Raw genomic sequence first — 23643 nt, 5'->3', positions numbered from 1 at the left:
ATTAATGGCACTTAATATAAGGAAAATAGCAGCTCAACGAGCTGTACATTATAAAATACATATCAAAAAAGCTGATTTCTATCAAATAATTAATAGAAATCAGCTTTTTTACATTGCCTAAGAACTTTATGTCCCAGCCTGTGACAATTCATCTAACCTTTTCATCAGTTGAGCGATTTTAACCTAGCCTTCAAAAGTTTTTGGATCAGGTCCAATTCTCTTATCTTGATTTAAACCATCAATTCGTGTCATTTGTTCATCTGATAATTCGAAATCAAATATTTGGAAGTTTTCAGAGATTCTGTTTGGTGTTACCGATTTAGGGATTGTAACCACACCATGCTGCACATTCCATCTTAAAACAACTTGGGCAGGTGACTTTCCTAATTCTTGAGCAATGTCTTTAATTGCCTCATCATTTAAAATTTGTGCATTCATCAATGGTGACCAAGATTCCATCACGATATGTTGTGCTGCCAAATATAATTTCAATTTATGTTGCGTTAAATATGGATGATATTCAACCTGATTAATTACAGGTTTAATTGACACTTGTGCCAACAAAGCTTCCAAATGTTCAGGTTCAAAATTGCTGACACCTATATTTTTAACTTTATTATTTTTATATAAATCTTCCATACCTTTCCATGTATCAACCATTACGGCTTCGTTCGTACCTGGCCAATGTACTAGATACAAATCTAAGTATTTTAAACCTAATCTAGATAAACTAGCTTCGTAAGCAGCTGCTACATTTTCACGACCAAAATCCTCAAAATATAATTTTGAAGTAATAAATAAGTCTTCTCTAGCAATTCCAGTTGATTCTAATCCGGCACGAATGCCAGCACCTACTTGTTCTTCATTCCCATAAACTTTTGCGGTATCAATACTACGATATCCTTGTTCAATGGCATACTTAACACTTTCCATGCAATTTTCATCATTTTCCACACGAAATGTCCCTAAACCAATTTTTGGCATCGTGTTTCCATTATAAAATGTTTTAACCTCCATAAATATCGCCTCACCTTTTTGATGTATTATACCCTGTTATCATAACAAATCTGAGTTGAATACATGAGAAAAAACACTTAACTTATAGCAATCAATCACTAAAATGCTAGTAATATCTTTCAAATATTAATCAAAATGTAAAAGCAATTCTGTTTAATTTATGACAAACTAAAAAAGCCGAAGTAACAACATATAGTCATCACTTCAGCCTAACATTTAATTGAATGATTCAATTTTATCCATCATTTGTTGTAAGTCTTCCACGTTGTATTGAATACGACCATGGAATACAAATTTGTTAAAGAACTCGTCTAATTGTTCAGCACCGACAAGCACTTTGACAGCACTATTTTGATTATAATTTGAAATCGTTACATCGCCTTCATTTTTAGGATTAAAGTATAAAATTGAAGTTGGCGTATATTTGGCACCTAATTCTTTTTGTAAATCTTCAGCCAATTGTTTAATCGCCTCAATTTGATCTGAATAATTTACAAATGATAATGAACGTTTGTCATCATTTTGATCCATCACAATAGTTTGCGGTCTAGATTTATCTAAATCTAATGTATCAAATACTTGTTCCATTGGTGGTAAATCTTTAAATTGACCGCCACTTATACCATTATAAACATGACCTTTTAACAATTGAGAATCAATGATATAAAGTCCAGTTCTTGTTAAGACTATATGACTAATACGTTCAATATTATTAAAGCCATCCTTCGGTAAAAAGATATTTGCCATAATGTGCATATCTTCTGGTCGAATTCGTTTTTCTTTAACTAATCTTTCACGAATACCAATTAATCTCATGTCCGTTACATATTCACTATGATTTTTCGAGAACAATTTTAATGCGTCAATCTCACGATCTTTTGTACTAACCATGTGATTATAATCTTCTTGTTGTTTTGTAATTGTCTTTTTATTTTGAATACGCTCTTTCTCTAAAGCTTCTTCATGAGACTTTTTAATGTTTTGTTCTTGTTGTTCATACTTTTCTTCTGTTTGTCGCTTAACTTTTTTCTTACTACCTAAGGCAACTAAGAAAAGGACAAAAAAGATTAATGCAATGACTACTGCAATAATGAGTCCAATGACTATCGGTGAAGATAAATCCATCACAACAACGCTCCTTTTTAATATATGAATAACTTTAATTATAATAGAAAAGCTAAAGATTTTCGATACATATTATCATTTATATACCGAAAATCTTTTATTTAGCTATATTCAATTCATCTTATTATTTTACTGCGTCTTTTAATTCTTCCACTTTGTCTAATTTTTCCCATGGGAATAATACATCTGTACGTCCAAAATGACCATAAGCAGCAGTTTGTTTGTAAATTGGTTGTTTCAAATCAAGCATTTTAATAATACCAGCAGGTCTTAGGTCAAAGTGTTTTCTAACTGCTTCAACAAGTTGCCCTTCAGAAACTTTACCTGTTCCAAATGTATCAATTGCAATTGACACTGGTTCTGCAACACCAATCGCATATGCCAATTGTACTTCACATTGATCTGCTAAACCTGCTGCAACAATATTTTTAGCCACATAACGTGCAGCGTATGCAGCTGAACGGTCTACTTTTGTAGGATCCTTACCACTGAAGCATCCGCCACCATGACGTGCATAGCCACCGTACGTATCAACAATGATTTTACGTCCTGTTAATCCTGCATCACCTTGAGGTCCACCGATTACAAAGCGTCCTGTAGGATTGATGTAGAATTTAGTTTGTTCATTAATCAAGTTTTCTGGAACAGTTTGATAAATGACATGAGCTTTAATGTCTTCTTGAATTTGTTCAAGTGTCACATCCTCAGCATGTTGTGTTGATACGACAATCGTATCAATACGTACTGGGTTATCATTTTCATCATATTCAACAGTGACCTGAACTTTACCGTCTGGTCGTAAATAATTTAATGTACCATCTTTACGCACATCTGATAAACGTTTTGCCAATTGATGTGATAAATAAATTGCTAGAGGCATATACGTTTCTGTTTCATTCGTTGCGTAACCAAACATTAAACCTTGGTCTCCTGCACCTGTTGCTTCAATTTCTTCTTCGCTATCTTTATCACGATACTCTAATGCTTTGTCCACGCCTTGTGCAATGTCAGGTGATTGTTCATCAATCGCAGTTAAAATTGCCATTGTTTCATAATCATAGCCATATTTTGCTCTTGTGTATCCAATTTCTTTGATTGTTTCTCTAACAACTTTCGGAATATCAACATATGTTGTTGTAGAAATTTCGCCGGCGATCAATGCCATACCTGTTGTAACAGTTGTTTCACAGGCTACACGTGCATTTGGGTCGTCTTTTAAAATAGCATCTAATATTGCATCTGACACTTGGTCAGCGATTTTATCTGGGTGTCCTTCTGTAACAGACTCTGAAGTAAATAATCGTTTGTTATTTAACATAGTTTGCTCCTTTAAATTTATATTACGAAAATTCTCTCTCTGTGAGCTAAATAAAAAAGACCTTCTAACTATTAATATAGAGAGAAGGCCTAATACGTCCATTCGCTCTTATCGTTCAGACCTATTTGTCTGCAAACGGTTTGGCACCTTTCTTTTATAAAAAAGAGGTTGCTGGGTTTCATTGGGTCCATGTCCCTCCACCACTCAGGATAAGAGAATCCGTTAAAAATAATAGTACCTAATTAATGAATTAATGTCAATTTTTCATAAATAAATTTCCAGTAAAATATTGTAGATTAATTATGTTAATGTGTTATACTAATTAAATGTAAAGGCTTACATTTAAATTATCGCTTTGGAGGGATTTAGGATGTCAGTAGACACATACACTGAAACAACTAAAATTGACAAATTACTGAAAAAACCAACGTCACATTTTCAACTTTCGACGACACAACTTTATAATAAAATTTTAGACAACAATGAAGGTGTATTAACAGAACTTGGTGCTGTTAATGCTAGCACTGGTAAATATACTGGTCGTTCACCTAAAGACAAATTTTTTGTCTCAGAACCTTCATATCGAGATAACATCGATTGGGGAGATATTAATCAACCGATTGATGAAGAAACTTTCTTGAAGTTATACCACAAAGTATTAGACTATTTAGATAAAAAAGATGAATTATACGTATTTAAAGGCTACGCTGGTAGCGATAAAGATACAATGTTAAAACTTACAGTCATCAATGAATTAGCATGGCATAATTTATTTGCTAAAAATATGTTTATTAGACCTGAATCAAAAGAAGAAGCTACAAAGATTAAACCTAACTTCACTATCGTTTCTGCCCCACATTTTAAAGCAGATCCAGAAGTTGATGGTACTAAATCTGAAACCTTTGTCATTATTTCATTTAAACACAAAGTCATTTTAATCGGCGGTACTGAATACGCTGGTGAAATGAAAAAAGGTATCTTCTCTGTAATGAATTATCTCTTACCGATGCAAGATATTATGAGCATGCATTGCTCAGCAAACGTTGGTGAAAAAGGCGATGTTGCATTATTCTTTGGTCTATCTGGCACTGGTAAAACAACCCTATCAGCAGATCCACACCGTAAACTAATCGGTGATGATGAACACGGCTGGAATAAAAACGGGGTCTTTAATATCGAAGGTGGCTGCTATGCAAAAGCAATTAATCTTTCCAAAGAAAAAGAACCACAGATTTTTGACGCAATCAAATATGGTGCAATTTTAGAGAACACTGTAGTTGCAGAAGATGGTTCAGTGGACTTTGAAGACAATCGTTATACAGAAAACACGCGTGCCGCTTATCCAATTAATCACATTGACAATATTGTAGTACCATCAAAAGCAGCACATCCAAATACAATTATTTTCTTAACTGCGGATGCATTTGGTGTTATTCCACCGATTTCAAAGTTAAATAAAGACCAAGCAATGTATCATTTCTTGAGTGGTTTCACTTCTAAATTAGCTGGTACAGAGCGTGGTGTGACAGAACCTGAACCATCATTCTCAACATGTTTCGGCGCACCGTTCTTCCCGTTACACCCTACTGTTTACGCTGATCTATTAGGTGAACTTATCGATTTACATGATGTTGATGTTTATCTTGTTAATACTGGATGGACTGGCGGAAAATATGGTGTAGGACGTAGAATCAGCTTACATTACACACGTCAAATGGTAAACCAAGCGATTTCTGGCAAATTGAAAAATGCAGAATATACAAAAGATAGTACGTTTGGTTTAAGCATTCCTGTAGAAATTGAAGATGTACCGAAAACTATTTTAAATCCAATTAATGCATGGAGCGACAAAGAGAAATATAAAGCACAAGCAGAAGATTTAATTCAACGTTTTGAAAAGAACTTCGAAAAATTTGGTGAAAAAGTTGAACATATTGCTGAAAAAGGTAGCTTCAACAAATAAATTTGAATACTAATTAAAGAGCCAACCGTTGTTATAGTCTAACAATGGTTGGCTCCTCTTATTTTATATGGTAAAAATTTATAGGCAATTTTATTACAACAATGCACATTTAAGGTGACCTTCATGCCAAACTCGCATCACTTATTCAATGGAAGCAGCACGTCTTCACATAAAGTACCAATCCCTTACGCTATGCATGTTGCCCCGCTTTGCATAAAGTACTTATCGTTAACTCAACGCAAGTTGTTCCTATTCACAAAAAGCACATACAGTTATCTGCATGGAGCACATTTTCATTGAAAGCGCATACCGCTCATTCAACGTATATCACACATCTTCAAAGATTGAAAGTTCCCATGCGCACACCACGTTTCATACTAGCTATGCAACTCAACTTGGTTCATAAACTCTTTAATATAAGTCAAAGTTTCAACCATCGCTGGTGGTCTTGGCACATGTCCTTCTGCCATTTGATAAAATGTTTCATGCGTAGCACCTTTTAATTCTAGTTGGTCCGCTAAATAATACGCATGATGAATACCAACTTGCTGGTCTTTCCCTCCATGTACAATTAATATCGGCGGACTGTTTTCATTAATGTTTGGAATCGCTTGGCGTGCCTCATATGCCGCTCGATCTTTTTTCGGATGACCAATCATTCTACGTAACATCCCTCTTAAATCAACGCGCTCTTCATACATCAAATCAATATCTGAGACTCCACCCCAGATGATATAACTATTTACAGGTAAGTCTTGAAACGTCAACAACCCTTGTAGTCCACCTCTTGAAAAACCAACCATATGAATAAAAGCTTGCGGATATTTATCATGTAGCAATCTTAATAATTCAGTCACATCATTTAAATCGCCACGATAAAATTCGTCTTTACCTTCACTGCCATTGTTACCTCGGTAGTATGGCCCAATCACTAAAGTTTGACTATCTGAAAATTGCATTAATCTACCTGCGCGCACACCTCCTACTTGGCCTTTGCCACCTCGCAAATATACTACAATGCGTTTTACTTCATGATGTGGTGTCATCATTAAAGCTTTTACTTGTAAATCATCTGACAAATATGTAATTTCTTCTAATTGATGCGTAAAAGATTCAATTGGCATTCGTTTACGTTTGATAAAATCCAAGTGATTGCACCCTCTCTACGCATTTTAAAATGGTACTATCTTGCAGTAAGAAACTCCGTTGTGTGAGTTCAATATCATTGATACAGTTAAACAACACTGGCCCTGCTGTTTCTAAATAATCGTTCTTGCTTACCAATGATTCAACTTCGATAAAATATACATCTTTTACAAAATCAGTTTGATCATGTGTTTCAATGGTATATTGTGCTATGTAATGAATATTTTTAACTTTGGCGCCTGTTTCTTCATATAATTCACGTGTAACTGCTTCAGCACTGCTTTCCCCGCGTTCCCTTTTACCACCAGGAAATTCAATACCCCGTAAATTATGTTTGGTAAAAAGCAATTGATTTTTAAACGTTGGAATAGCTAGCACATGATTACCATCTGCTACCTCATTATCCTTTTTAAATGTCAAATTAACTTGACGATTATCTTTATCCCTAAACTTCACGCGCATCACATCCCTACATTGTATGTTAATATAATAGTTAATTACTATCGTTGGAGGCATTAATTATGAAAAAGATATTCTTGGCGATGATTCATTTTTATCAACGTTTCATTTCGCCACTCACTCCACCAACTTGTCGTTTTTATCCAACATGTTCAGAGTACACTAGAGAAGCGATTCAATACCACGGTGCTTTCAAAGGCCTTTATTTAGGTATCCGTCGTATTTTAAAATGTCATCCGCTTCATAAAGGTGGCTTTGACCCTGTTCCGTTAAAAAAAGACAAGTCAGAAAGCAAGCATTCACATAAACATAACCATTAATATGGTTGTAATTGAGTTATATCCACTAAAGGGGGGCGAAATTCGAGTCGCCCCTCTTTTAATATGCCTGAATGCGCCACCACATCTTGTTCAAAATAATAACCTGCTGGTGTCACATCTCCTGGATAATCACCTTTACGAGCAAGCATCGCTGTAAAATAACGGCTTAAACCATATTCGTACATGCCGCCAATAACCACTTTTACACCATGACTTTTCAAAGTATCAATTGCCGTTTGCACTTTATCAATGCCACCTAGACGAAATGGTTTTAATACAACAACTTTCACATTGTATAATTCTATCAAATTAATTATGTCCAACAACGATGTTGCCTTTTCATCAAGGGCTATTGGAGGTATTGTTCCATCCACTACGTCATCAAGCATGGAGATATCTTTAAATGGCTCTTCGATATAAAGAACCTGTTCACGCGCTAATAACTGTAACTGTGTGAAATCTTGACGATCCAAGGACTCATTTGCATCTATAACCAATTGAAAGTGAAACTCTAATTCCCGTAACACTCTAATTTGATGCATGATTTGAGGTGTCCATTTTAATTTAATTCTGGCCGGCTTAGTTGCTTTTAATGACTCTAGTTGTTTATTTGATAAGCCGCTCACTGTCGCTCCATATGCTACTGAAAATGAAGGCAGAACATGAAATATTTGATACAATGCCATGACAATAGTTGCCCTTGCAGCAGGCGTATTTTCCAATGAATCTACTAATTTTAGTGCTGCTTCATACGTTTCAAATGATTTATTTCTATTATCTTCGAACCATTGCTCAATTACATGTTTCACTGAAGCAATTGTTTCATGATCATACCAATCTGTTTGAAAAGCGTTACATTCCCCGAAATATGCATTTCCTTTGTCATCAATCAATTCGATAAACAAACAATCACGATGCGTTAAAGTGACTTTCGGTGTTACAATTTGTGACTTAAATGGCTCACTATATTTATAAAAATGCAAAGCTGTCAACTTCATCAAATCATCCTCTATACAACTTATTTCTTTGTAATTTACCTGTTGATGTATAAGGTAAAGTATCAACCTTTTCAAAGTGTTTCGGTACTTTATATTTCGCTAAATGTTGTGATAAATATGCAATCAATTGTGCCTTTGAAATGTCACTTTCACTGACAAAATATAATTTAGGCACTTGGCCCCAAGTATCATCAGGATGCCCTACACATACTGCGTCACTGATACCTGGAAATTGCTTCGCTACCGTTTCAATTTGATATGGATAAATATTTTCACCGCCACTAATAATTAAATCTTTACGTCGGTCATAAATCATGACATAACCTTCATGATCTATTTCAGCAATGTCACCTGTATTAAAATAACCATTTTCAAACGTACCCGTTAAATCTGTTGGATACAAATATCCATTCATCACATTGGCGCCTTTAATCATTAATTCTCCATGACCTTCTTTATTAGGATTTTTAATTTTTACGTCTACATTGGCACTTGGCATCCCTACAGTGTCAGGACGTGCATGCAACATTTCCGGTGTTGCTGTTAAAAATTGCGAACATGTCTCAGTCATACCAAATGAATTATAAATTGGCAGGTTATATTGTAATGCCGTCTCTATCATAGTGGCAGATAATTTAGCACCGCCGAGTAATATTTTTTGTAAATTATAAGGTTCATGTAAACCTTGTTGCATAAGCCAATTTAAAGTTTGTGGCACAAGCGAAATGTGCGTGATTCGTTCATTTTTAATCATCGTTAAAATTTGTTCGGCATTGAATTTATCAACAATGCGCACAGTAAAACCTTCAATAACAGCTCTTAAAAGTACACTGAGACCCGAAATATGATAAATCGGCAAGACAGATAGCCAATTAGTGTCACGATCAAATCCCAAGCTCTCTTTACATCCGATTGCACTGGCATAATGATTACGAAACGTTTGTGGCACCGCTTTTTGAGGGCCCGTTGTCCCTGATGTAAACATAATCGATGCAATGTCATCTAAATTAAATGATGTATTTAATATGTTGGACGGCGACTCTTTCGGCACCACAGTTTCATTCGATGTATCATATTGGATACCCATTGTGTTGTCCAACAAACCGTTCGTTGTAATATCCCTTCCAGCGAATTCAATATCATCCAGCGATACAATTTGAAACCCTCGTAATTCCAGTGGCAAGGTACAAAAAATCAATTGTACATCGATTGACTTCATCTGATTCGTCATCTCATTAGGTGTCAACCTTGTATTAATCATCGCAATTTCAATATTTGCCAACCAACATGCATGTATTAAAATGATCGATTGAATCGAATTATCTATGTATAGCCCAACACGAGATTGTTGATAAGCCTTGAGTCTTTTAGCCAATAGACTCGCTTCACAGTATAAATTTTGATAAGTATAAGATTCTTGACCGTCTGTTATCGCAATATGATGTCCATTTTGTTGTGCTTGTTTATATAACCAAAAGTCCATGCGTTATTCCTCCAAAATCATTTACATTATAATTATAACGATTTTATGACATTCTAGCAGTGGTTATGTTTAAAAATATAAAAAAGTAGACGAATTGATGCATTGATATGATTGTTATAATGCTCAATACATATCGTTATATCATTCGTCTACTATTATCAGTTATTTTTATTTAATTTTAGTGTCATTCTGTCATTTTGATGTGGTGATTTACCCATTGTTGCCACATCATCTGCAATGTCAATTGGTATACGGTTCATGTCTTGTAATGCACTTAAATGGAATACTTCATCATCTAAATTTTCAATGAGATATACATAATATGTTACCTTGTCCTTTTTATATTTTAACGTTTTCCAAAAGTCCGGCTTGCAATTCAATACATTATCCGGAATATATTCAATAAATAAGTAACGTTTGCTGCCTACTTTGTCTATGAAATATTTTGCAGTGCCTTTTTCTATACCTCTTATATGTGCATAGTCTGCTGAAAAGTAAATACTACCTATTGTTTCATTATGTTGTTGTATTTCAAATCGTTGGCCTACTATTTTATTATTTGTGCCACAACTACTTAAAAAAATCAGTAGATATAGCATTAAACATATTTTCATCCCCTTGAATTTTAAAAACTTTTTCAAAAGCAACACCTCTAAAAATAAATACAATATATTATAGCAAATAGAAATTATTATTTTGTTAAATTAAGTTGTCATGTTCGTGTCATTTTGAGTCGTAATACAACTTTACAATTATTAAATTAACACTTCTACAATCCAAAAATATTTTTAAAGTTTTGAAAAAATTAAAGTATTTCCACTACTAATTTGGTAAAATATGATTATGTGATATAGTGAAAGCGTTTTACACTTAATAACTCCCTCTTAAATGCATCCAGGTTTTATGTAGTAAATCATGAAAATAACATATAAATATAGAGGAGATTTACCTTTGAATACAGAGAACAACAAGAATCAAAACCAATCTGTTAAAAATTCTGAAAGACGCGGCATGTTAAAAGGATGCGGCGGTTGCCTTATTTCTTTTATTTTATTAATAATCTTATTATCAGCCTGTTCAATGATGTTTAGTAATAATGACAATCCCACTAGTAATCAATCATCAAAAACGCAATTAACTCAAAAAGATGAAAATAAAAATGAAGATAAGCCTGAGGAAAAATCAGAATCAGAAACAGATAAGGATTTACAATCAACCGAAGAAGTACCCGCAAATGAAAATACTGAAAATAATCAACATGAAATTGATGAAATAACAACAAAAGATCAATCAGACGATGATATTAACACACCAAACGTTGCAGAAGATAAATCACAAGACGACTTGAAAGATGATTTAAAAGAAAAGCAACAATCAAGTAACCATCATCAATCTACGCAACCTAAGACCTCACCATCAACTGAAACAAACACGCAACAATCATTTGCTAATTGTAAGCAACTTAGACAAGTATATCCGAATGGTGTCACTGCCGATCATCCAGCATATCGACCACATTTAGATAGAGATAAAGATAAACGTGCATGTGAACCTGATAAATATTAAACAACAAGCGAATTGAATTCAAATTGTATTTAGCTTTATGCACTAATCACATAGTAAATAATGAGGGAGATTTTTTAGGCATGAGCAATCAATTCAAAAGCGAAGAAGAGCGAAGACAATGGGAACAATTCCAAGCTTTCCAAAATCAACAAAACCAACAGAACCAGCAATACGGACAAAAGAAATCTAAAAAAGGATGGTTCTGGGGCTGTGGTGGTTGTCTAGTATTATTTATTTTAATTATCATCGGTATTTCAGCTTGTACAGCTGGTATTACAGGTAACCTTGGCGGAAATAGTTCTAAAGAAACGAACAAAACCCATAAAATCGGTGAAACTGTTAAAAATGGCGACCTTGAAGTCACTGTAAATTCAGTGGAAACTATGAAATCTGTAGGACCGTCTCTTGCACCAACAAACGCTAAAGGTACATTTGTCGTTGCTGATGTGACAATTAAAAACAAAGGTAAAGAAGCGTTAACAATTGATAGTTCAATGTTTAAGTTAAAATCCGGTGATAAAACATTTGAAGCAGATAATACAGGTTCAATGTCTGCTAATCAAAGTGACAATGGTAGTATAGAAAATTCATTTTTCTTACAGCGTATAAATCCTGATAGCACTGCACAAGGTAAAATTGTTTTCGATGTGTCAGAAAACATAGCCAACGCAAAAGATAAAAAATTAGAAGTTATTTCTAGTTTATTTAGCGTCAAGAAGATTACATTTGATTTATCCGAAGCTAAAAAAACATCAAAAGCTAAAAAAGACAAGCAAGATACAGAAGTAGCTGTTGCGAGTTCAAATAGCGATAATATAAGTTATGAAGCTTCGGCTACTACACCTGCTACAACTTCTAGTGCGGATACTGATTCTGAAGATAGCGAAAAGTCTAGTAAAGATGAGGATAAGCAGAATGCGTCTAAAAGTGATAAATCTAGTGTAGAAAAAAGTGAATCTAATGAGGAAACTGCTCCTGTAGAGCCTATGCGCCAGAGCAAACCTACCACTAGTGAAGCACCACCTAGTCAAAATATTCACAATGAAGATAGCATGTACGACGCTTCAACAGAATAAAATTTCAGGGTAGCTCGGCTACCCTTCTTTTACGGAAAAATTAATTATACATAATCAAATCAAGGAGATAAAAAAATGAAATTCAAAGCTATCGTTGCAATCACATTATCATTGTCACTATTAACTGCTTGCGGTGCTAATCAACATAAAGAAAATAATAGTAAATCAAATAACACTAATAAAAAGACGCAACAAACTGACAACACTACAAAGTCAAATACAGACAAGCAAATGACACCACAAGAAGCCGAAGATATCGTTCGAAACGATTACAAAGCAAGAGGTGCTAACGAAAATCAAACATTAAATTATAAAACAAATCTTGAACGAAGCAATGAACATGAATATTATGTTGAACATCTAGTCCGCGATGCAGTTGGCACACCATTAAAACGTTGTGCTATTGTTAATCGACACAATGGTACGATTATTAATATTTTTGATGATATGTCAGAAAAAGATAAAGAAGAATTTGAAGCATTTAAAAAGAGAAGCCCTAAATACAACCCAGGTATGAGTGATCAAGCTGAAATGGATAATGAGTCGGAAGACATTCAACATCATGATATTGACAATAACAAAGCCATTCAAAATGACATACCAGATCAAAAAGTCGATGATAAAAGTGATAAAAATGCTGTTAATAAAGAAGAACAACACGATAACGGTACAAATAATTCTGAAGAAACTAAAGTTAAATAAGGATATACTTTGATTAATCGTAATTTTTAGGAGAACCACTATGATAACATTTGAAAATATACAACAACTTGAAAAATATACCTTAATGACTATGCATGGTCTTTTTAATCAACTTAAACTCGGTATTATTTCAATCGACAATGCAGAGCATACCCTCTTTACACCTTATATGATGGAATCACTCTCTTCCCTAGGTGTGAAACCAGACATTATCGATTTAATTCACAAAGGGACAGAGTTAGAAGACTTTGCAGCATTTAATTTATCAATTGATGATACAGTTACAGTCTGTTTACAAAGAACTGAAGAACTATTAAAACAATACAAAAATGTAGAATTCAATGACAAAATATTAATCAATTGGCGCGTTATACAAAAGTAATAGACATATAAAAGTCGAACGTAACTAAGTGGGTATTGATTTTATTCTTTCTAAGTTACAAGTATTTCATTTTATAAAGTTTGAAAAGAGGTTTATTGAAATGGAGAAAAACGAATATACAGCTAAATATAATGAATATAATCAATTATTAGACGCTACTTACTCGCAAGCTGTAGCATACCTTTTAAATAAATATGGCGCTGTAACCGATGACTATTATAAGGAAAAATCATACACACGATTTTTAAATGGAGAAATCAAAAGTATTACAAAAGGAAAATACACTAGAGCTAGCGAAGGATTATATTGTCATCACATAAGCGAAGACAAATTCCAAAACTTATCTGACCTAAGATTCATTTCCGAATTTAAGTACTCATACAACTATCAAAAGAAAGAAAACTTAGTTTACTGCGATTTAATCGAGCATTTAATTTTACATGCAATTATTACAAAAGAATCTGATGGTCAATTTGGCGCGGCTGGATTATGTCAAATGATCAAACCAACAGTCATTGATTGGTACATTAGCGAATATAATCCAAAACCAGCATGGATGCAAGCCACCAAAGCACGTGCCTATTTGCCTAGAATATTAGTAGAGAAACTACTCATTAAAATTGACGATATGTTAGAAGGAATAGAAATATATGATTTCCTTGAGTCTAGATAAATGATTAATGGAGATTTATTTTTTGCTGTTGAGATTTTGTTATAGATGTTTAAACCTGTAATTAAATATATTTTATAAAATAGACCACGCATACCTATCTATAAACGGACAATGTTTATAAATGAGTTTGCCTGGTCTTGAATTGTATTAGTTTTCTTTTGGTTTTAATAAATCGACTAGATTTTCACAATATTTATCAAATATGTATTCCTAAATTATACAGCCTTAATCCAGCAGCTACTTTCGAAACTTCCAACTTAGTTGATATAAGGTTCAATAGTTTGTTTCGTTCTTTTTCAGATAAACCAGAACTTAAATTGATATTATTGACTTCATAAAAATTATAGACTAATGCCTCTATTTGCTTTTTAGGCATAAGTAAGTCGACTGAAAACTGATTTACGTCGCTTTCATAAATCATTTCATGTAAATTCTTTAGACTATTATCGTTGTTATCTCTCATTAAGTCTGAATTTTTAAATAAATAACGGCCCAATTCACGAGCTATTGCAAATCTTGTATTATTAATCGAGTGATTATTATTAATATAGATTGTTCTTCCACTTAAATAACCCGAAGTATTACCCTCCATTTTAATATATTTAACATTTAAATTAAGTTGAAATAATAGCTTGTCTATGTCAATAGCAAAGTGTTCAGAAGTAATAAAAAGTTGATCCATTTTGTCCTTTATAAATGCCTGAAATAATCGAACTATTTTTGATTCTAAAATATCTTCATAATGAACTTTCTCAATAACTTTCAATTGATTCCCCACCCTAACTAAAAAATTGAACCTACATCATTTAATAAATTTAAAACTATAGGTGTAAACATTATTAAAATAAAACTCCTCCACTACTAAATGAAACGGAGGGACATGATTTCAAAATAAAATACCTTTTTTTATAAATTTATTATAATATTTTCCATTATACTGTACAACCGAATCTAATCCAACGATCCCGAAAAGAAGAACAAAGGTGGTTCTGCTTCATAATCACTTTTAACTAAGTGTTCATTTTTAATTATTTGATCGACGGTTTTCCAATTTTTTACTTCTTGCTCTTTTAAAAAATGGCTATGAAAAATTCTATCCTCATAGATTTTTTCATAGCCAATGCTAATTTGTTTCATGTCATTTCTTTAAAATTCCTAAAAATATATAAACTAAAAGCATAAGTAACACAGCAAAAATTGCCGAATATATAATTATTGAAAAAGCATTGCTTTGCATTGGAACTAAATAATTTAAAGTACAAAATAATAATAATGCTAAAATACCAACTTTAAGTGAATATTTTAATCTATCCATAAAATCACCCTTACTGATATCCCCATTTTTCTCCTATCAGAACGTATTCCCCGGCTGCATTCTTTTTAGTTTTTAATTTTAAATATATTCTCTTACTAGTATCAATATTCGATGCAGCTATAGATCCAAGGAAACTACCAACACCTGCGCCAACTAAACCTCCTGTTAGTGCAGAAATAACGCTAATAGTCCCCGCACCTAAAGCAGCTATTGTTTTTGTATATGCAGAAGAAAGATATAACGTTGCAGTATCTTTACCTGTTTCTACATATTGAGTTTTACCCGCTCTTAATTGGTCTTCAGCTTTAAATTTTTTTATTTCTTCTTTTGTAAATATATCTTCCAGTTTATAACCTTTTTTCTCAAGTTCATCAAATAAATTTTGGTTACTCAAATATATAACCTTTGCTTGAGAATGGTCTAACTTATCTTCAGCATGAGCTACATCTGAATTATAAGATAATGAAATTGGACTAACAAATAATACACCAGCAGCTAATAATAATGATTTTTAATTCGTTTTTCATTAGTTTCTTTTAGATGATTTTTGTATTTAGCTTTCGTATAAACAGAAACTAGATTATGTTTTTCATGATACGACCTATCTTTCGTCTTGATACAGAGAGACCCTTATCATTTAAATTATTTTTAATTCGTCCTGTACCAAAGACTTTTCTATTAGAATTAAAAATATTTATGACAGCACGTTCTACGTTTGAATCATCTTTAGTGATTTTATTATCTTTTCTTTTTATAGAATCATAATAGGTACTTCTTAGTATTTTTAAGACTTTACCCATTGCTGATACTGAATATTGATGTGCATTCTTTTGAATGACTTCTATTTTCGTCCCATAATCAGCGCTGCTTGCTTTAAAATATCGTTCTCCATTTTTAAATGTTGAACTTCTTTGTGTAATTTAATCAGCTCTTTTTCTTCATCTGTTAAGTTATCTTGATGATTGAATGAACCTTATTTTTGATGTTGCTTTATCCATTTTCCTAACGTCAAAGGTGTTAAATCATACTCGCGTATAATTTCATTTCTTGGCTTACCATTTTCATATAATCTAACCATTTATAACTTAAACTCTGAACTAAATGTTCTTCTTTCTTAAATTAACAAAATCTACTCTCATAGAATTTGTCCAATTAGATGATATAATAGTAGAGTCGCCTATCTCTCAGGCGTCAATTTAGACGCAGAGAGGAGGTGTATAAGGTGATGCTTATTTTCGTTCACATCATAGCACCAGTCATCAGTGGCTGTGCCATTGCGTTTTTTTCTTATTGGCTAAGTAGACGCAATACAAAATAGGTGACATATAGCCGCACCAATAAAAATCCCCTCACTACCGCAAATAGTGAGGGGATTGGTGTATAAGTAAATACTTATTTTCGTTATCTCAATTATACTGCTAATTTTTCTTTTTGTAAAATATGCAAGGTTTTAAAGAGAAACATCAAGAACTAAAGAGTGCTCTATGCCAAATTGGACTGATGCGTTCAATATCCGAAGTTAGGCAACTAAACATTGCTTAGCTTCCTTTTTACTTTTTGGAGCGTAAAGTTTTAAACATAATAATATTCGATTTCGCAAATGATTATAACTTCCTTAACCAAAAGATGTACGTTTAATTAAATTTTGTTGTTTATCCCTTCTAAAGGACCATTTGATAAATTGTAATAATCAATGGTTACACTATTAAAAGTGTCACAAATTCTTATGAATCTGGCATAAACTTTGAATTAACTAAATAAGTAAGAAAACCTCGGCACTATATCATTTTAATAGTGTCGAGATTTTTATAGATACTACAAATATTTATAACATAGTTAAATTCATCTAATGACTTATATTTTTGTTTCATCACAATATGAACAATTATTTATTGGACGTATTTTGCTCTTTCTTTATTTCAGAAACTGACTTAGGATTTTTATTAAATTTTCTACCCAATTCATCTGTATAAGAAATATCGGTATCAAATTGAAAATCATCAACAGATCTTATACCAGCTGTAAATGATAACTTTTTATCATTATTTATATAACCACTAATAGAATAACCATCCATTGGGTTTTCTTTTTGTTCCTCGAATTGTATTTCTTTAAACCCTTTAACATTATATTTCATAAATAATATGATTCTTTCTTTTTGCTCATCATAATATTTCATTTCATCATATTTCATCTTCAAAAAGATTCCGCCTAGAATCAATATTATAATTATAAATACAATCACAAGAGGTTTTTTATTCAAAAAACCCATCTCCTTTTCATTGGATTTATTGACGAACATTTTAAATTAATGAAGCATACAGAGTATTACGATGAATGTAAAAACGTTGCAACCCATATGACTAATGGTTTTAACATTAGTAAATTTTAGTTTTACATATTCTTTAATATAGATTTAGTTTCCTTTAAAATATAAATCATTAAATTATCTAATCTATTCATATTATTTATTCAAGTGGACCTGAAAAGAAAAATAACGGTGGCTCGGCTTCATATTCACTTTTGTCCAAGTGTTCTTTTTCAATTATTTCATCGACAGTTAATCGGTCATTAGCATTTTTTTCTCTAAATAATTCACCTATTTCATCCTCTTTATAACCTAAATCTCCTTTAAATTGTTTATTAGTATCAGAAAATATCACAGCATCAAATTTATAATTTTTTTTATTATTGACAAAGCCTTTTATAAAATAACCCCCCATTGGATTCTTTTTAAAACTTGTAACTTTCATTGAATGATAATTGTTAAGATTATATTTAAAATACAAATCTATTCGCTTTTCTTGTGTCTCAATATAATGTTCTTTTTTACTTTTGTGTAACAAATACCCTACTATAATTAAACATGTTATAATTACTATAATAAGTAGTTTGGTATATTTTTTCATTTTTATTATTACCTCTTTTTTATTTTTTATAAGGAGTGTTCCACATGTTATTAAGAGATAGCGATGCAAGAATGTTATCCGAAAATTCATATGATAAGTTATCAGTTGATGAGGTATATACATTTTCAAATAAAAAACAATACAAAGTCATCGAAAAACGCGACGACACCCAGAATGGGTTTAGAGCATATGTTTTCGCTCCAGTAATCAAAGGTAAAGTTGATAAGAGTCAACTTTTAATAGGTTACGCTGGCACTGACCCATATAGTCTAAATGATATTCGTACTGATTTACAACTTCCCATTCATCATAACACAAATAATCTAAAAATTAATAATCATTATAAAGATTTAAAAAACTCAACTATTCACAAAAAATACAATACAATAAAAGATAAAAATGACCTTTTTAGTTTTTCTTCTAATTTAAATAGTAAAGCACTTTTCGGTGATCTATGGGCAGCTAAGTTTGCACCGACTCAAATGGACGAAAGTGATGCTTTTACTGAATCAGTTAAAAAGAAATATCCAGATAGTGAAATTCACCCATTAGGACATAGTTTAGGTGCGTTTTTAGCTCAATATAATTTAATAAAACATAATCTGGATAACGGTACAACGTTTGCAGCACCTAACGTATACCATTCATTTACTGGCGACTTTAAAAAAGACATTGATAATGGTGTATATGATTCAAAAATACGCAATATTGGCCATTTTGATGATCCTATTAATAACTTTAACTTCTTCGATCATCCAATTGGTGAAAATATAATTGTAATGCCACATTATGATGGATTTATAACTGCTCTTCCTTTAATTGGTCAACACACAATTGAATCATACAATGATTTCGATGCGGATGGTACAGTGAAGGAAATGCCAGAACTTGAACAATTTAATCATGACCCATTTCTTAATAATAGATTTCAGTTATTTGACCCATTTGGTATAAATAGCAGATTTTTCGACTCTTTCAAAATCGATAGTTCTATATTAAATAGACCAAGTGAAAATGATTTTGATCCTTTTGCTATTCTCAATAAAAAAGATAAATTATTCGAATCAAATGACCTTGATATAGAAGGATTTAATAATAAACCAAAAGAAGATTTAAGCATTGATTTAAATCCTTTTGATGATGAATTAAATGATGAGGACGAACCATTAATTCCCAAAAGAGGAGATAGTAAAAAATTAAAAGCAGAAAAGAAAATCTCTGTTAAAAAAGGTAATGGTGGTTCCAAAAATACAGGTAAGAAAGTAAAAATCCAGCCTGATGAGGTGCGAAATATCGCCAACACAATTCGTGATAGAATATTTTTGTATAGTCAAATAATTACTGCATTGGATGAATATAGAGAAGAAACAATATCAGGGGCTAATCGCATTTTAGATAAATATCAATCGGACCTTCTAAGCGGTTCACATGAATTTACAACACCTTATGATCATGAACAGTATATGGAGATTTTATCAGTTGAGGGAAGTTTTGGAAATTTCAAGTTTTATAATAGTGGTTTAATGGATGACTTAATTCAGGAATTAGATCAAAACAAAAAAGACTTGCTACAATTTGCTGAAAAACTAGAATTTGCTGCAAATAAATTCGAAGAAAAAGACTTAGAAGAAAGCGATGTTTTTGGACTATTTAGTTAAAGAGGGTAATTTATATGAGCTCAAAAGATGCAAAGAAAAGTCAAGAAGAAGCTAGATTACAACAATTAAAGCAAGAAATGCGTAATAGTACTGATAATATGGTTAGCAATGCTAAAAATAATGTAGCATTAAAATCTCAAACATTGAATGAAATCATTGAAACAATTAATAATTCTTCGCAAAATTTAGAAGGTACATTTGAAGGAAAAGCAAGCGAAGCAGCCCAACAAAGTATAAATAAACTCAAAAGCAATAATGAAAATCTTAAACAAAAATTTGAGACCCTATTAAATACAATGAAGATAAATGGATAATATTGAGAAATTATTAATTTATCTGTATTTTTTTATACATTACGAAAATCCCCTCGCTAAACAAATAGTGAAGGGATTTTAATTTTCATGACGGCAAGTAGGTCATTCCTAATTCTTAATACGTAAATATAAATTGTTCTTTAATTTCTACTTCTGTGAAAATTATACTTAATTACGATATCTATAGATGCTATATATTTCAACACGCAATACATCACAAGTATAAACGAGCACCCATAATATATTAAATGGGATTAACTGACATTTTATAAATACTAAGAAGATACACTGCACTAATAAGTGACTAAGTTCATTTAAATTAATTCATTAAAGCGTGATATTTCAGAATTATTACCATTGTTATAAACTTGCTTTCCTTCATAAACCCTTTCGCAAAGTAATTCACTTTCAAATTCATATGTATAATTACTTGATACATCACCTTTTATTTTATAATTTGTGGAGTAATATTTCGTTCCGAATTTACCAAATGCAAGAAAAATAACTTCTTTAGCTCCTGCTGCTAAAAGCAAATGTTTAGCTGCCTCCGCTGAATACCCATTAGTTATGTAATCATCTATAATACAAACTACCTCTCCTTCAATTTTATTAACTAGTTCTGGATTCACTATTAGAGTTTCAAAATCTTTGTTGCTTTTAATATTAATACGTTCTGTACTTCTAGTAGTATGTTTTGATTGCATTTCTTTTTGTCTGATTAGCAATTCTGATCCCTTTTTTGGCAAACCATTAAGAATTTTCCTAACGCATTCCTTTAAAAATGAAATAGATGTATTTTTATTTTCGGGATCAGAAGAAGGAAATGTACCCCAATACTTAACACTATCATAATAACTATTTGTTCTTACCTCGTTAATCAAATGAAAAAGTAAAATTAATAAAATTTCTTGATCCCTCTCAGATACGCTACCTTTTAAATTTGCAGAAAAAATATTCTTTATCCTTTCTTCATCCTTCGGACTTTGATATGTATTTGCATTATTCAAACTTATTACACTAAATTTTTGATTAAATGGTATATTAAAATAATTTTCTTGATGAATTTCATATGCCTTTAAACAATCAATAACATTTTCGAACTTATTGATAGGCAAACCATATTGTTTTACTTTTTCAGATATATCCAATTCTTTACTAATTAATTTTTCTGGATTAAATAACGGTAATCTACAGTTAAAAGAGTATATAGCATCTTCATTAACTACTCCTATTACAGCAATAATTAAATCTTTGTTTTGCTTTATGTAATCTTTTTTATTTTTATCATCTCTACTCAAAAAATTTATTTTCTCTTGATAATCTGTTGGAATTTTGGAGCGTAATATATTTATTGTTGTAGATCGAGCTAAAATCCCCAATGCTATATCATGTTCATAAAACAGATCTGCAATTCTTAAATTTTCTTCAATTAATTTATTGTTTTCTGTAAAAAATAATAACTTTGATATTAAAATGCTTTTGTTTTTTTTAGTCATCTATCATTTCCCCACCAAATTCATAAATTTTGTTATTAATTAGATTATCTCCTTGATTTACGAACAAGATCTTTTTCCCTGCTATACTCGCACTTCTGATTGTATTCATAGTTCCACTTTTTAAATTCGTTTCAGTTACTACCACTATATCGCTAATATTTGCTATATATTTATTTCTATCTAAAAAACTAGATTTATAAGTATTTTCATTTGGTCCAATAGATGTGAGCAATAATCCTTTGTCCAATATTTCTTTTGCTAACTCTATATTTTCTTTAGGATAAATATTTTTGAAATTTGTTGGTAATATTGCAATTGTATTACCATTATATTTAATAGCAGTTTTATGGGATATAGTATCAATACCTTCTGCTAAACCACTAACAATTACATAGTTATCTTCCAAGAATTTTTGAGTTATTTTTTTCGTTATTTTTATTGCTCTATTTGAAGGATGACGAGTACCTATTATAGCTACCCTTTGTTTTTTAATATCTAAAAGTGAATTATTCCCTTTTGTATACATAAAGAGAGGCATTATTTTTTCTGGTAATAGCTTAGTTATGTTAGTTTCATCAAATTTAAAATATATTTTACTTTTACTATCTCTGAAAAATTCATCCTTGTTAAATAAATAATATTTGAATTCTCTATATTTATAGTAATCATTGGCTAACAATACATCTTTATCAGTAAATTTACGACCTATATTAGCACGTATTAGATATTCATTACTGAAAATAGTTTTTATAGGATCTAGTCCCTTTATAAAAATTTCTTGTAAAAGGGTATTATTAAAACCGAACTGCTTTAAAAAAAATAATTCAGTTCTTATGTTTTCAACCATAGCACGACCCCTTCTTTATATTCTTAAATATATCTATATAAATTTTATAATCTGAAATTATTGTTCATTCTTCATTTATTGGTATTACAAGTTAAATACTTTAAACTTCAAACGTTAAAATAAATTAAAAATTCTGATTGTCTCAATATTAATATACCACAATTTATTAAAAGTATATTTACATTTGTGGTTTTATATCTTTACTATACAAAATAGGTAGTTATAAGAATTACATAAATATTTTCTGAAGTAACCCTTGTTTACGTTGTTTAATTATTTCTACTTTGTGAACTTGTAACTTAATTAAATTATCGATTTTATTGAAAAATCCCCCTATTTTTAATTGTTCTAATTTTATTGGTTCAAAAATTGGTGTTTTTTTTGCATTAGCTATTGTGTATGTGCCAACAGTACCCACACCTGCCACTTTTTTTATATAGCTTTGAATATTTGCATTTATAAAAGAATAAAATAGAAAATATTCATCCAAACTCCCTCTATTCTTTAACCAAATAATATTACCATCTTTAAAGTAAAGCGGCGTATTATCTTTTATTAAAAATGGTACTCCAATTGTGCCCACACCCGTTACTAATAAATCGCCATTTTCAACTTTATCTGATATTGAGCTATATTCATTATATTTATCATAAGATATGAATAGGGGTTCTTTAATATCTTCCCCTTTATTATATGCCACAATGTCTCTTGCTCTTAAAAAGGGTACTCCACTAGATTGCCAGTCTGATTGAATCGTCTACACTTAATTGGACAAATTCTATGAGAATAGATATTGTTAATTTAAGAAAGTAGGCGATTTTATTATGACAAGAGAAAGAAGATCATTTAGTTCAGAGTTTAAGTTACAAATGGTTA

General features: G+C 31.4%; 28 protein-coding genes, 3 pseudogenes and 1 riboswitch. Of the genes and pseudogenes, 11 read left to right on the top strand and 20 right to left on the bottom strand.

What is annotated here, in order from left to right; genetic code table 11:
- Positions 1-183: 183 nt before the first annotated feature.
- The 3 genes from IDG65_RS12645 to metK all read right to left on the bottom strand — a co-directional run bounded on the left by IDG65_RS12645 (position 184) and on the right by metK (position 3460).
- Entirely contained in the window at positions 184-1017 is an 834-nt protein-coding gene (locus IDG65_RS12645) for an aldo/keto reductase (RefSeq protein WP_000453297.1), read from the bottom strand.
- A gap of 216 nt (positions 1018-1233) precedes the next feature.
- Complete coding sequence (locus IDG65_RS12640) at positions 1234-2142, bottom strand: nuclease-related domain-containing protein (RefSeq protein ID WP_000366153.1); 909 nt, start codon at positions 2140-2142, stop codon at positions 1234-1236.
- Positions 2143-2266: 124 nt separating this feature from the next.
- Positions 2267-3460, bottom strand: coding sequence for a methionine adenosyltransferase (gene metK, locus IDG65_RS12635; protein WP_000933826.1), 1194 nt, complete (start codon positions 3458-3460; stop codon positions 2267-2269).
- A gap of 105 nt (positions 3461-3565) precedes the next feature.
- Positions 3566-3676, bottom strand: a riboswitch (SAM riboswitch).
- A gap of 154 nt (positions 3677-3830) precedes the next feature.
- Between metK and pckA the strand changes: the two genes are divergently transcribed.
- Entirely contained in the window at positions 3831-5423 is a 1593-nt protein-coding gene (gene pckA, locus IDG65_RS12630) for a phosphoenolpyruvate carboxykinase (ATP) (RefSeq protein WP_000109899.1), read from the top strand.
- Positions 5424-5800: 377 nt separating this feature from the next.
- Here the strand turns inward: pckA and IDG65_RS12625 are convergent, their stop codons facing one another.
- On the bottom strand, positions 5801-6547 hold the full coding sequence (locus tag IDG65_RS12625) for an alpha/beta hydrolase family protein (RefSeq protein ID WP_206174128.1): 747 nt from the start codon (positions 6545-6547) through the stop codon (positions 5801-5803).
- 4 nt (positions 6548-6551) lie between these two features.
- Positions 6552-7025, bottom strand: coding sequence for an RNA deprotection pyrophosphohydrolase (gene ytkD / locus IDG65_RS12620; protein WP_000672017.1), 474 nt, complete (start codon positions 7023-7025; stop codon positions 6552-6554).
- 65 nt (positions 7026-7090) lie between these two features.
- Between ytkD and yidD the strand changes: the two genes are divergently transcribed.
- Positions 7091-7348 carry a membrane protein insertion efficiency factor YidD gene (yidD, locus tag IDG65_RS12615; RefSeq protein WP_000718108.1) on the top strand — a complete coding sequence of 86 codons (258 nt, stop codon included), beginning with the start codon at positions 7091-7093 and terminating at the stop codon, positions 7346-7348.
- On the opposite strand, the gene menC is transcribed toward yidD, so the two are convergent.
- The 3 genes from menC to IDG65_RS12600 form a co-directional block, all read right to left on the bottom strand.
- Positions 7345-8346 (bottom strand): o-succinylbenzoate synthase, encoded by a 1002-nt coding sequence (gene menC, locus IDG65_RS12610; RefSeq protein ID WP_000778514.1) that lies wholly within the window; start codon positions 8344-8346, stop codon positions 7345-7347. The two genes, yidD and menC, sit on opposite strands and share 4 nt — an antisense overlap.
- Positions 8347-8350: 4 nt before the next feature.
- Positions 8351-9829, bottom strand: a complete 1479-nt coding sequence (gene menE / locus IDG65_RS12605; protein WP_000348357.1) for an o-succinylbenzoate--CoA ligase — start codon at positions 9827-9829, stop codon at positions 8351-8353.
- Positions 9830-9987: 158 nt separating this feature from the next.
- A complete protein-coding gene (locus IDG65_RS12600) occupies positions 9988-10443 on the bottom strand; it encodes a DUF4909 domain-containing protein (protein ID WP_012840523.1) in 456 nt (151 codons plus the stop codon).
- Between the two features lie 301 nt (positions 10444-10744).
- Between IDG65_RS12600 and IDG65_RS12595 the strand changes: the two genes are divergently transcribed.
- The 5 genes from IDG65_RS12595 (at position 10745) to IDG65_RS12575 (ending at position 14228) form a co-directional block, all read left to right on the top strand.
- Entirely contained in the window at positions 10745-11395 is a 651-nt protein-coding gene (locus tag IDG65_RS12595) for an excalibur calcium-binding domain-containing protein (protein ID WP_078064741.1), read from the top strand.
- Positions 11396-11475: 80 nt separating this feature from the next.
- On the top strand, positions 11476-12471 hold the full coding sequence (locus IDG65_RS12590) for a DUF4352 domain-containing protein (protein ID WP_000070659.1): 996 nt from the start codon (positions 11476-11478) through the stop codon (positions 12469-12471).
- A gap of 75 nt (positions 12472-12546) precedes the next feature.
- Entirely contained in the window at positions 12547-13173 is a 627-nt protein-coding gene (locus tag IDG65_RS12585) for a hypothetical protein (RefSeq protein ID WP_000669029.1), read from the top strand.
- 40 nt (positions 13174-13213) lie between these two features.
- Positions 13214-13555: a DUF3969 family protein gene (locus IDG65_RS12580; RefSeq protein ID WP_000627536.1), complete on the top strand. Its 342-nt coding sequence runs from the start codon at positions 13214-13216 to the stop codon at positions 13553-13555.
- A 100-nt stretch (positions 13556-13655) separates the two neighbouring features.
- On the top strand, positions 13656-14228 hold the full coding sequence (locus tag IDG65_RS12575; RefSeq protein ID WP_000414208.1) for an SAV1803-related protein: 573 nt from the start codon (positions 13656-13658) through the stop codon (positions 14226-14228).
- Positions 14229-14424: 196 nt separating this feature from the next.
- Here IDG65_RS12575 and IDG65_RS12570 read toward each other — a convergent pair.
- The 6 genes and pseudogenes from IDG65_RS12570 to IDG65_RS15055 form a co-directional block, all read right to left on the bottom strand.
- Positions 14425-15065, bottom strand: a pseudogene (locus IDG65_RS12570) (ImmA/IrrE family metallo-endopeptidase).
- Between the two features lie 114 nt (positions 15066-15179).
- Positions 15180-15359: pseudogene (locus IDG65_RS15160) on the bottom strand (DUF1433 domain-containing protein); the annotation flags it as partial.
- Between the two features lie 7 nt (positions 15360-15366).
- Positions 15367-15543 (bottom strand): hypothetical protein, encoded by a 177-nt coding sequence (locus tag IDG65_RS12565; RefSeq protein ID WP_000375476.1) that lies wholly within the window; start codon positions 15541-15543, stop codon positions 15367-15369.
- A 10-nt stretch (positions 15544-15553) separates the two neighbouring features.
- On the bottom strand, positions 15554-15937 hold the full coding sequence (locus tag IDG65_RS12560; RefSeq protein WP_000070809.1) for a hypothetical protein: 384 nt from the start codon (positions 15935-15937) through the stop codon (positions 15554-15556).
- A gap of 181 nt (positions 15938-16118) precedes the next feature.
- Positions 16119-16343: an IS3 family transposase gene (locus tag IDG65_RS15060; protein WP_001805677.1), complete on the bottom strand. Its 225-nt coding sequence runs from the start codon at positions 16341-16343 to the stop codon at positions 16119-16121.
- A gap of 173 nt (positions 16344-16516) precedes the next feature.
- The gene (locus IDG65_RS15055) at positions 16517-16621 is read right to left on the bottom strand and encodes a transposase (protein WP_001670380.1); all 105 of its coding nucleotides are present in this window, start codon (positions 16619-16621) and stop codon (positions 16517-16519) included.
- Positions 16622-16765: 144 nt separating this feature from the next.
- Here IDG65_RS15055 and sprA1 point away from each other — a divergent pair, with 144 nt between their 5' ends.
- Both sprA1 and IDG65_RS12545 read left to right on the top strand, forming a co-directional pair.
- Positions 16766-16861, top strand: a complete 96-nt coding sequence (gene sprA1 / locus IDG65_RS12550; RefSeq protein WP_001801861.1) for a type I toxin-antitoxin system Fst family toxin SprA1/PepA1 — start codon at positions 16766-16768, stop codon at positions 16859-16861.
- Positions 16862-16983: 122 nt separating this feature from the next.
- Positions 16984-17085: a hypothetical protein gene (locus tag IDG65_RS12545; RefSeq protein ID WP_001791232.1), complete on the top strand. Its 102-nt coding sequence runs from the start codon at positions 16984-16986 to the stop codon at positions 17083-17085.
- On the opposite strand, the pseudogene IDG65_RS12540 reads toward IDG65_RS12545, so the two are convergent.
- The 3 genes and pseudogenes from IDG65_RS12540 to IDG65_RS12530 form a co-directional block, all read right to left on the bottom strand.
- A pseudogene (locus IDG65_RS12540) lies at positions 17063-17241 on the bottom strand (transposase); the annotation flags it as partial. The gene IDG65_RS12545 and the pseudogene IDG65_RS12540 overlap by 23 nt on opposite strands.
- A gap of 187 nt (positions 17242-17428) precedes the next feature.
- Complete coding sequence (locus IDG65_RS12535) at positions 17429-17806, bottom strand: DUF1433 domain-containing protein (RefSeq protein WP_001036002.1); 378 nt, start codon at positions 17804-17806, stop codon at positions 17429-17431.
- 205 nt (positions 17807-18011) lie between these two features.
- The gene (locus tag IDG65_RS12530; protein ID WP_206174125.1) at positions 18012-18452 is read right to left on the bottom strand and encodes a DUF1433 domain-containing protein; all 441 of its coding nucleotides are present in this window, start codon (positions 18450-18452) and stop codon (positions 18012-18014) included.
- A 44-nt stretch (positions 18453-18496) separates the two neighbouring features.
- Here IDG65_RS12530 and IDG65_RS12525 point away from each other — a divergent pair, with 44 nt between their 5' ends.
- Positions 18497-20110, top strand: a complete 1614-nt coding sequence (locus IDG65_RS12525) for a lipase (RefSeq protein WP_000926708.1) — start codon at positions 18497-18499, stop codon at positions 20108-20110.
- Positions 20111-20124: 14 nt separating this feature from the next.
- On the top strand, positions 20125-20424 hold the full coding sequence (locus tag IDG65_RS12520) for a WXG100 family type VII secretion target (protein ID WP_000095392.1): 300 nt from the start codon (positions 20125-20127) through the stop codon (positions 20422-20424).
- Positions 20425-20738: 314 nt separating this feature from the next.
- On the opposite strand, the gene IDG65_RS12515 is transcribed toward IDG65_RS12520, so the two are convergent.
- The 3 genes from IDG65_RS12515 to IDG65_RS12505 form a co-directional block, all read right to left on the bottom strand.
- The gene (locus tag IDG65_RS12515; RefSeq protein WP_000162901.1) at positions 20739-21920 is read right to left on the bottom strand and encodes a phosphoribosyltransferase; all 1182 of its coding nucleotides are present in this window, start codon (positions 21918-21920) and stop codon (positions 20739-20741) included.
- On the bottom strand, positions 21913-22767 hold the full coding sequence (locus IDG65_RS12510) for a DNA processing protein DprA (protein ID WP_000230031.1): 855 nt from the start codon (positions 22765-22767) through the stop codon (positions 21913-21915). The genes IDG65_RS12515 and IDG65_RS12510 overlap by 8 nt, the downstream gene beginning before the upstream one ends.
- A 229-nt stretch (positions 22768-22996) precedes the next feature.
- A complete protein-coding gene (locus IDG65_RS12505; RefSeq protein ID WP_075583750.1) occupies positions 22997-23521 on the bottom strand; it encodes a restriction endonuclease subunit S in 525 nt (174 codons plus the stop codon).
- Positions 23522-23643: the final 122 nt, after the last annotated feature.

The organism is Staphylococcus sp. EG-SA-17, assembly GCF_017151845.1.
In the GTDB taxonomy this organism is placed as follows: Bacteria; Bacillota; Bacilli; order Staphylococcales; family Staphylococcaceae; genus Staphylococcus; species Staphylococcus aureus.
This window is presented reverse-complemented; position numbering and strand designations above follow the sequence as displayed.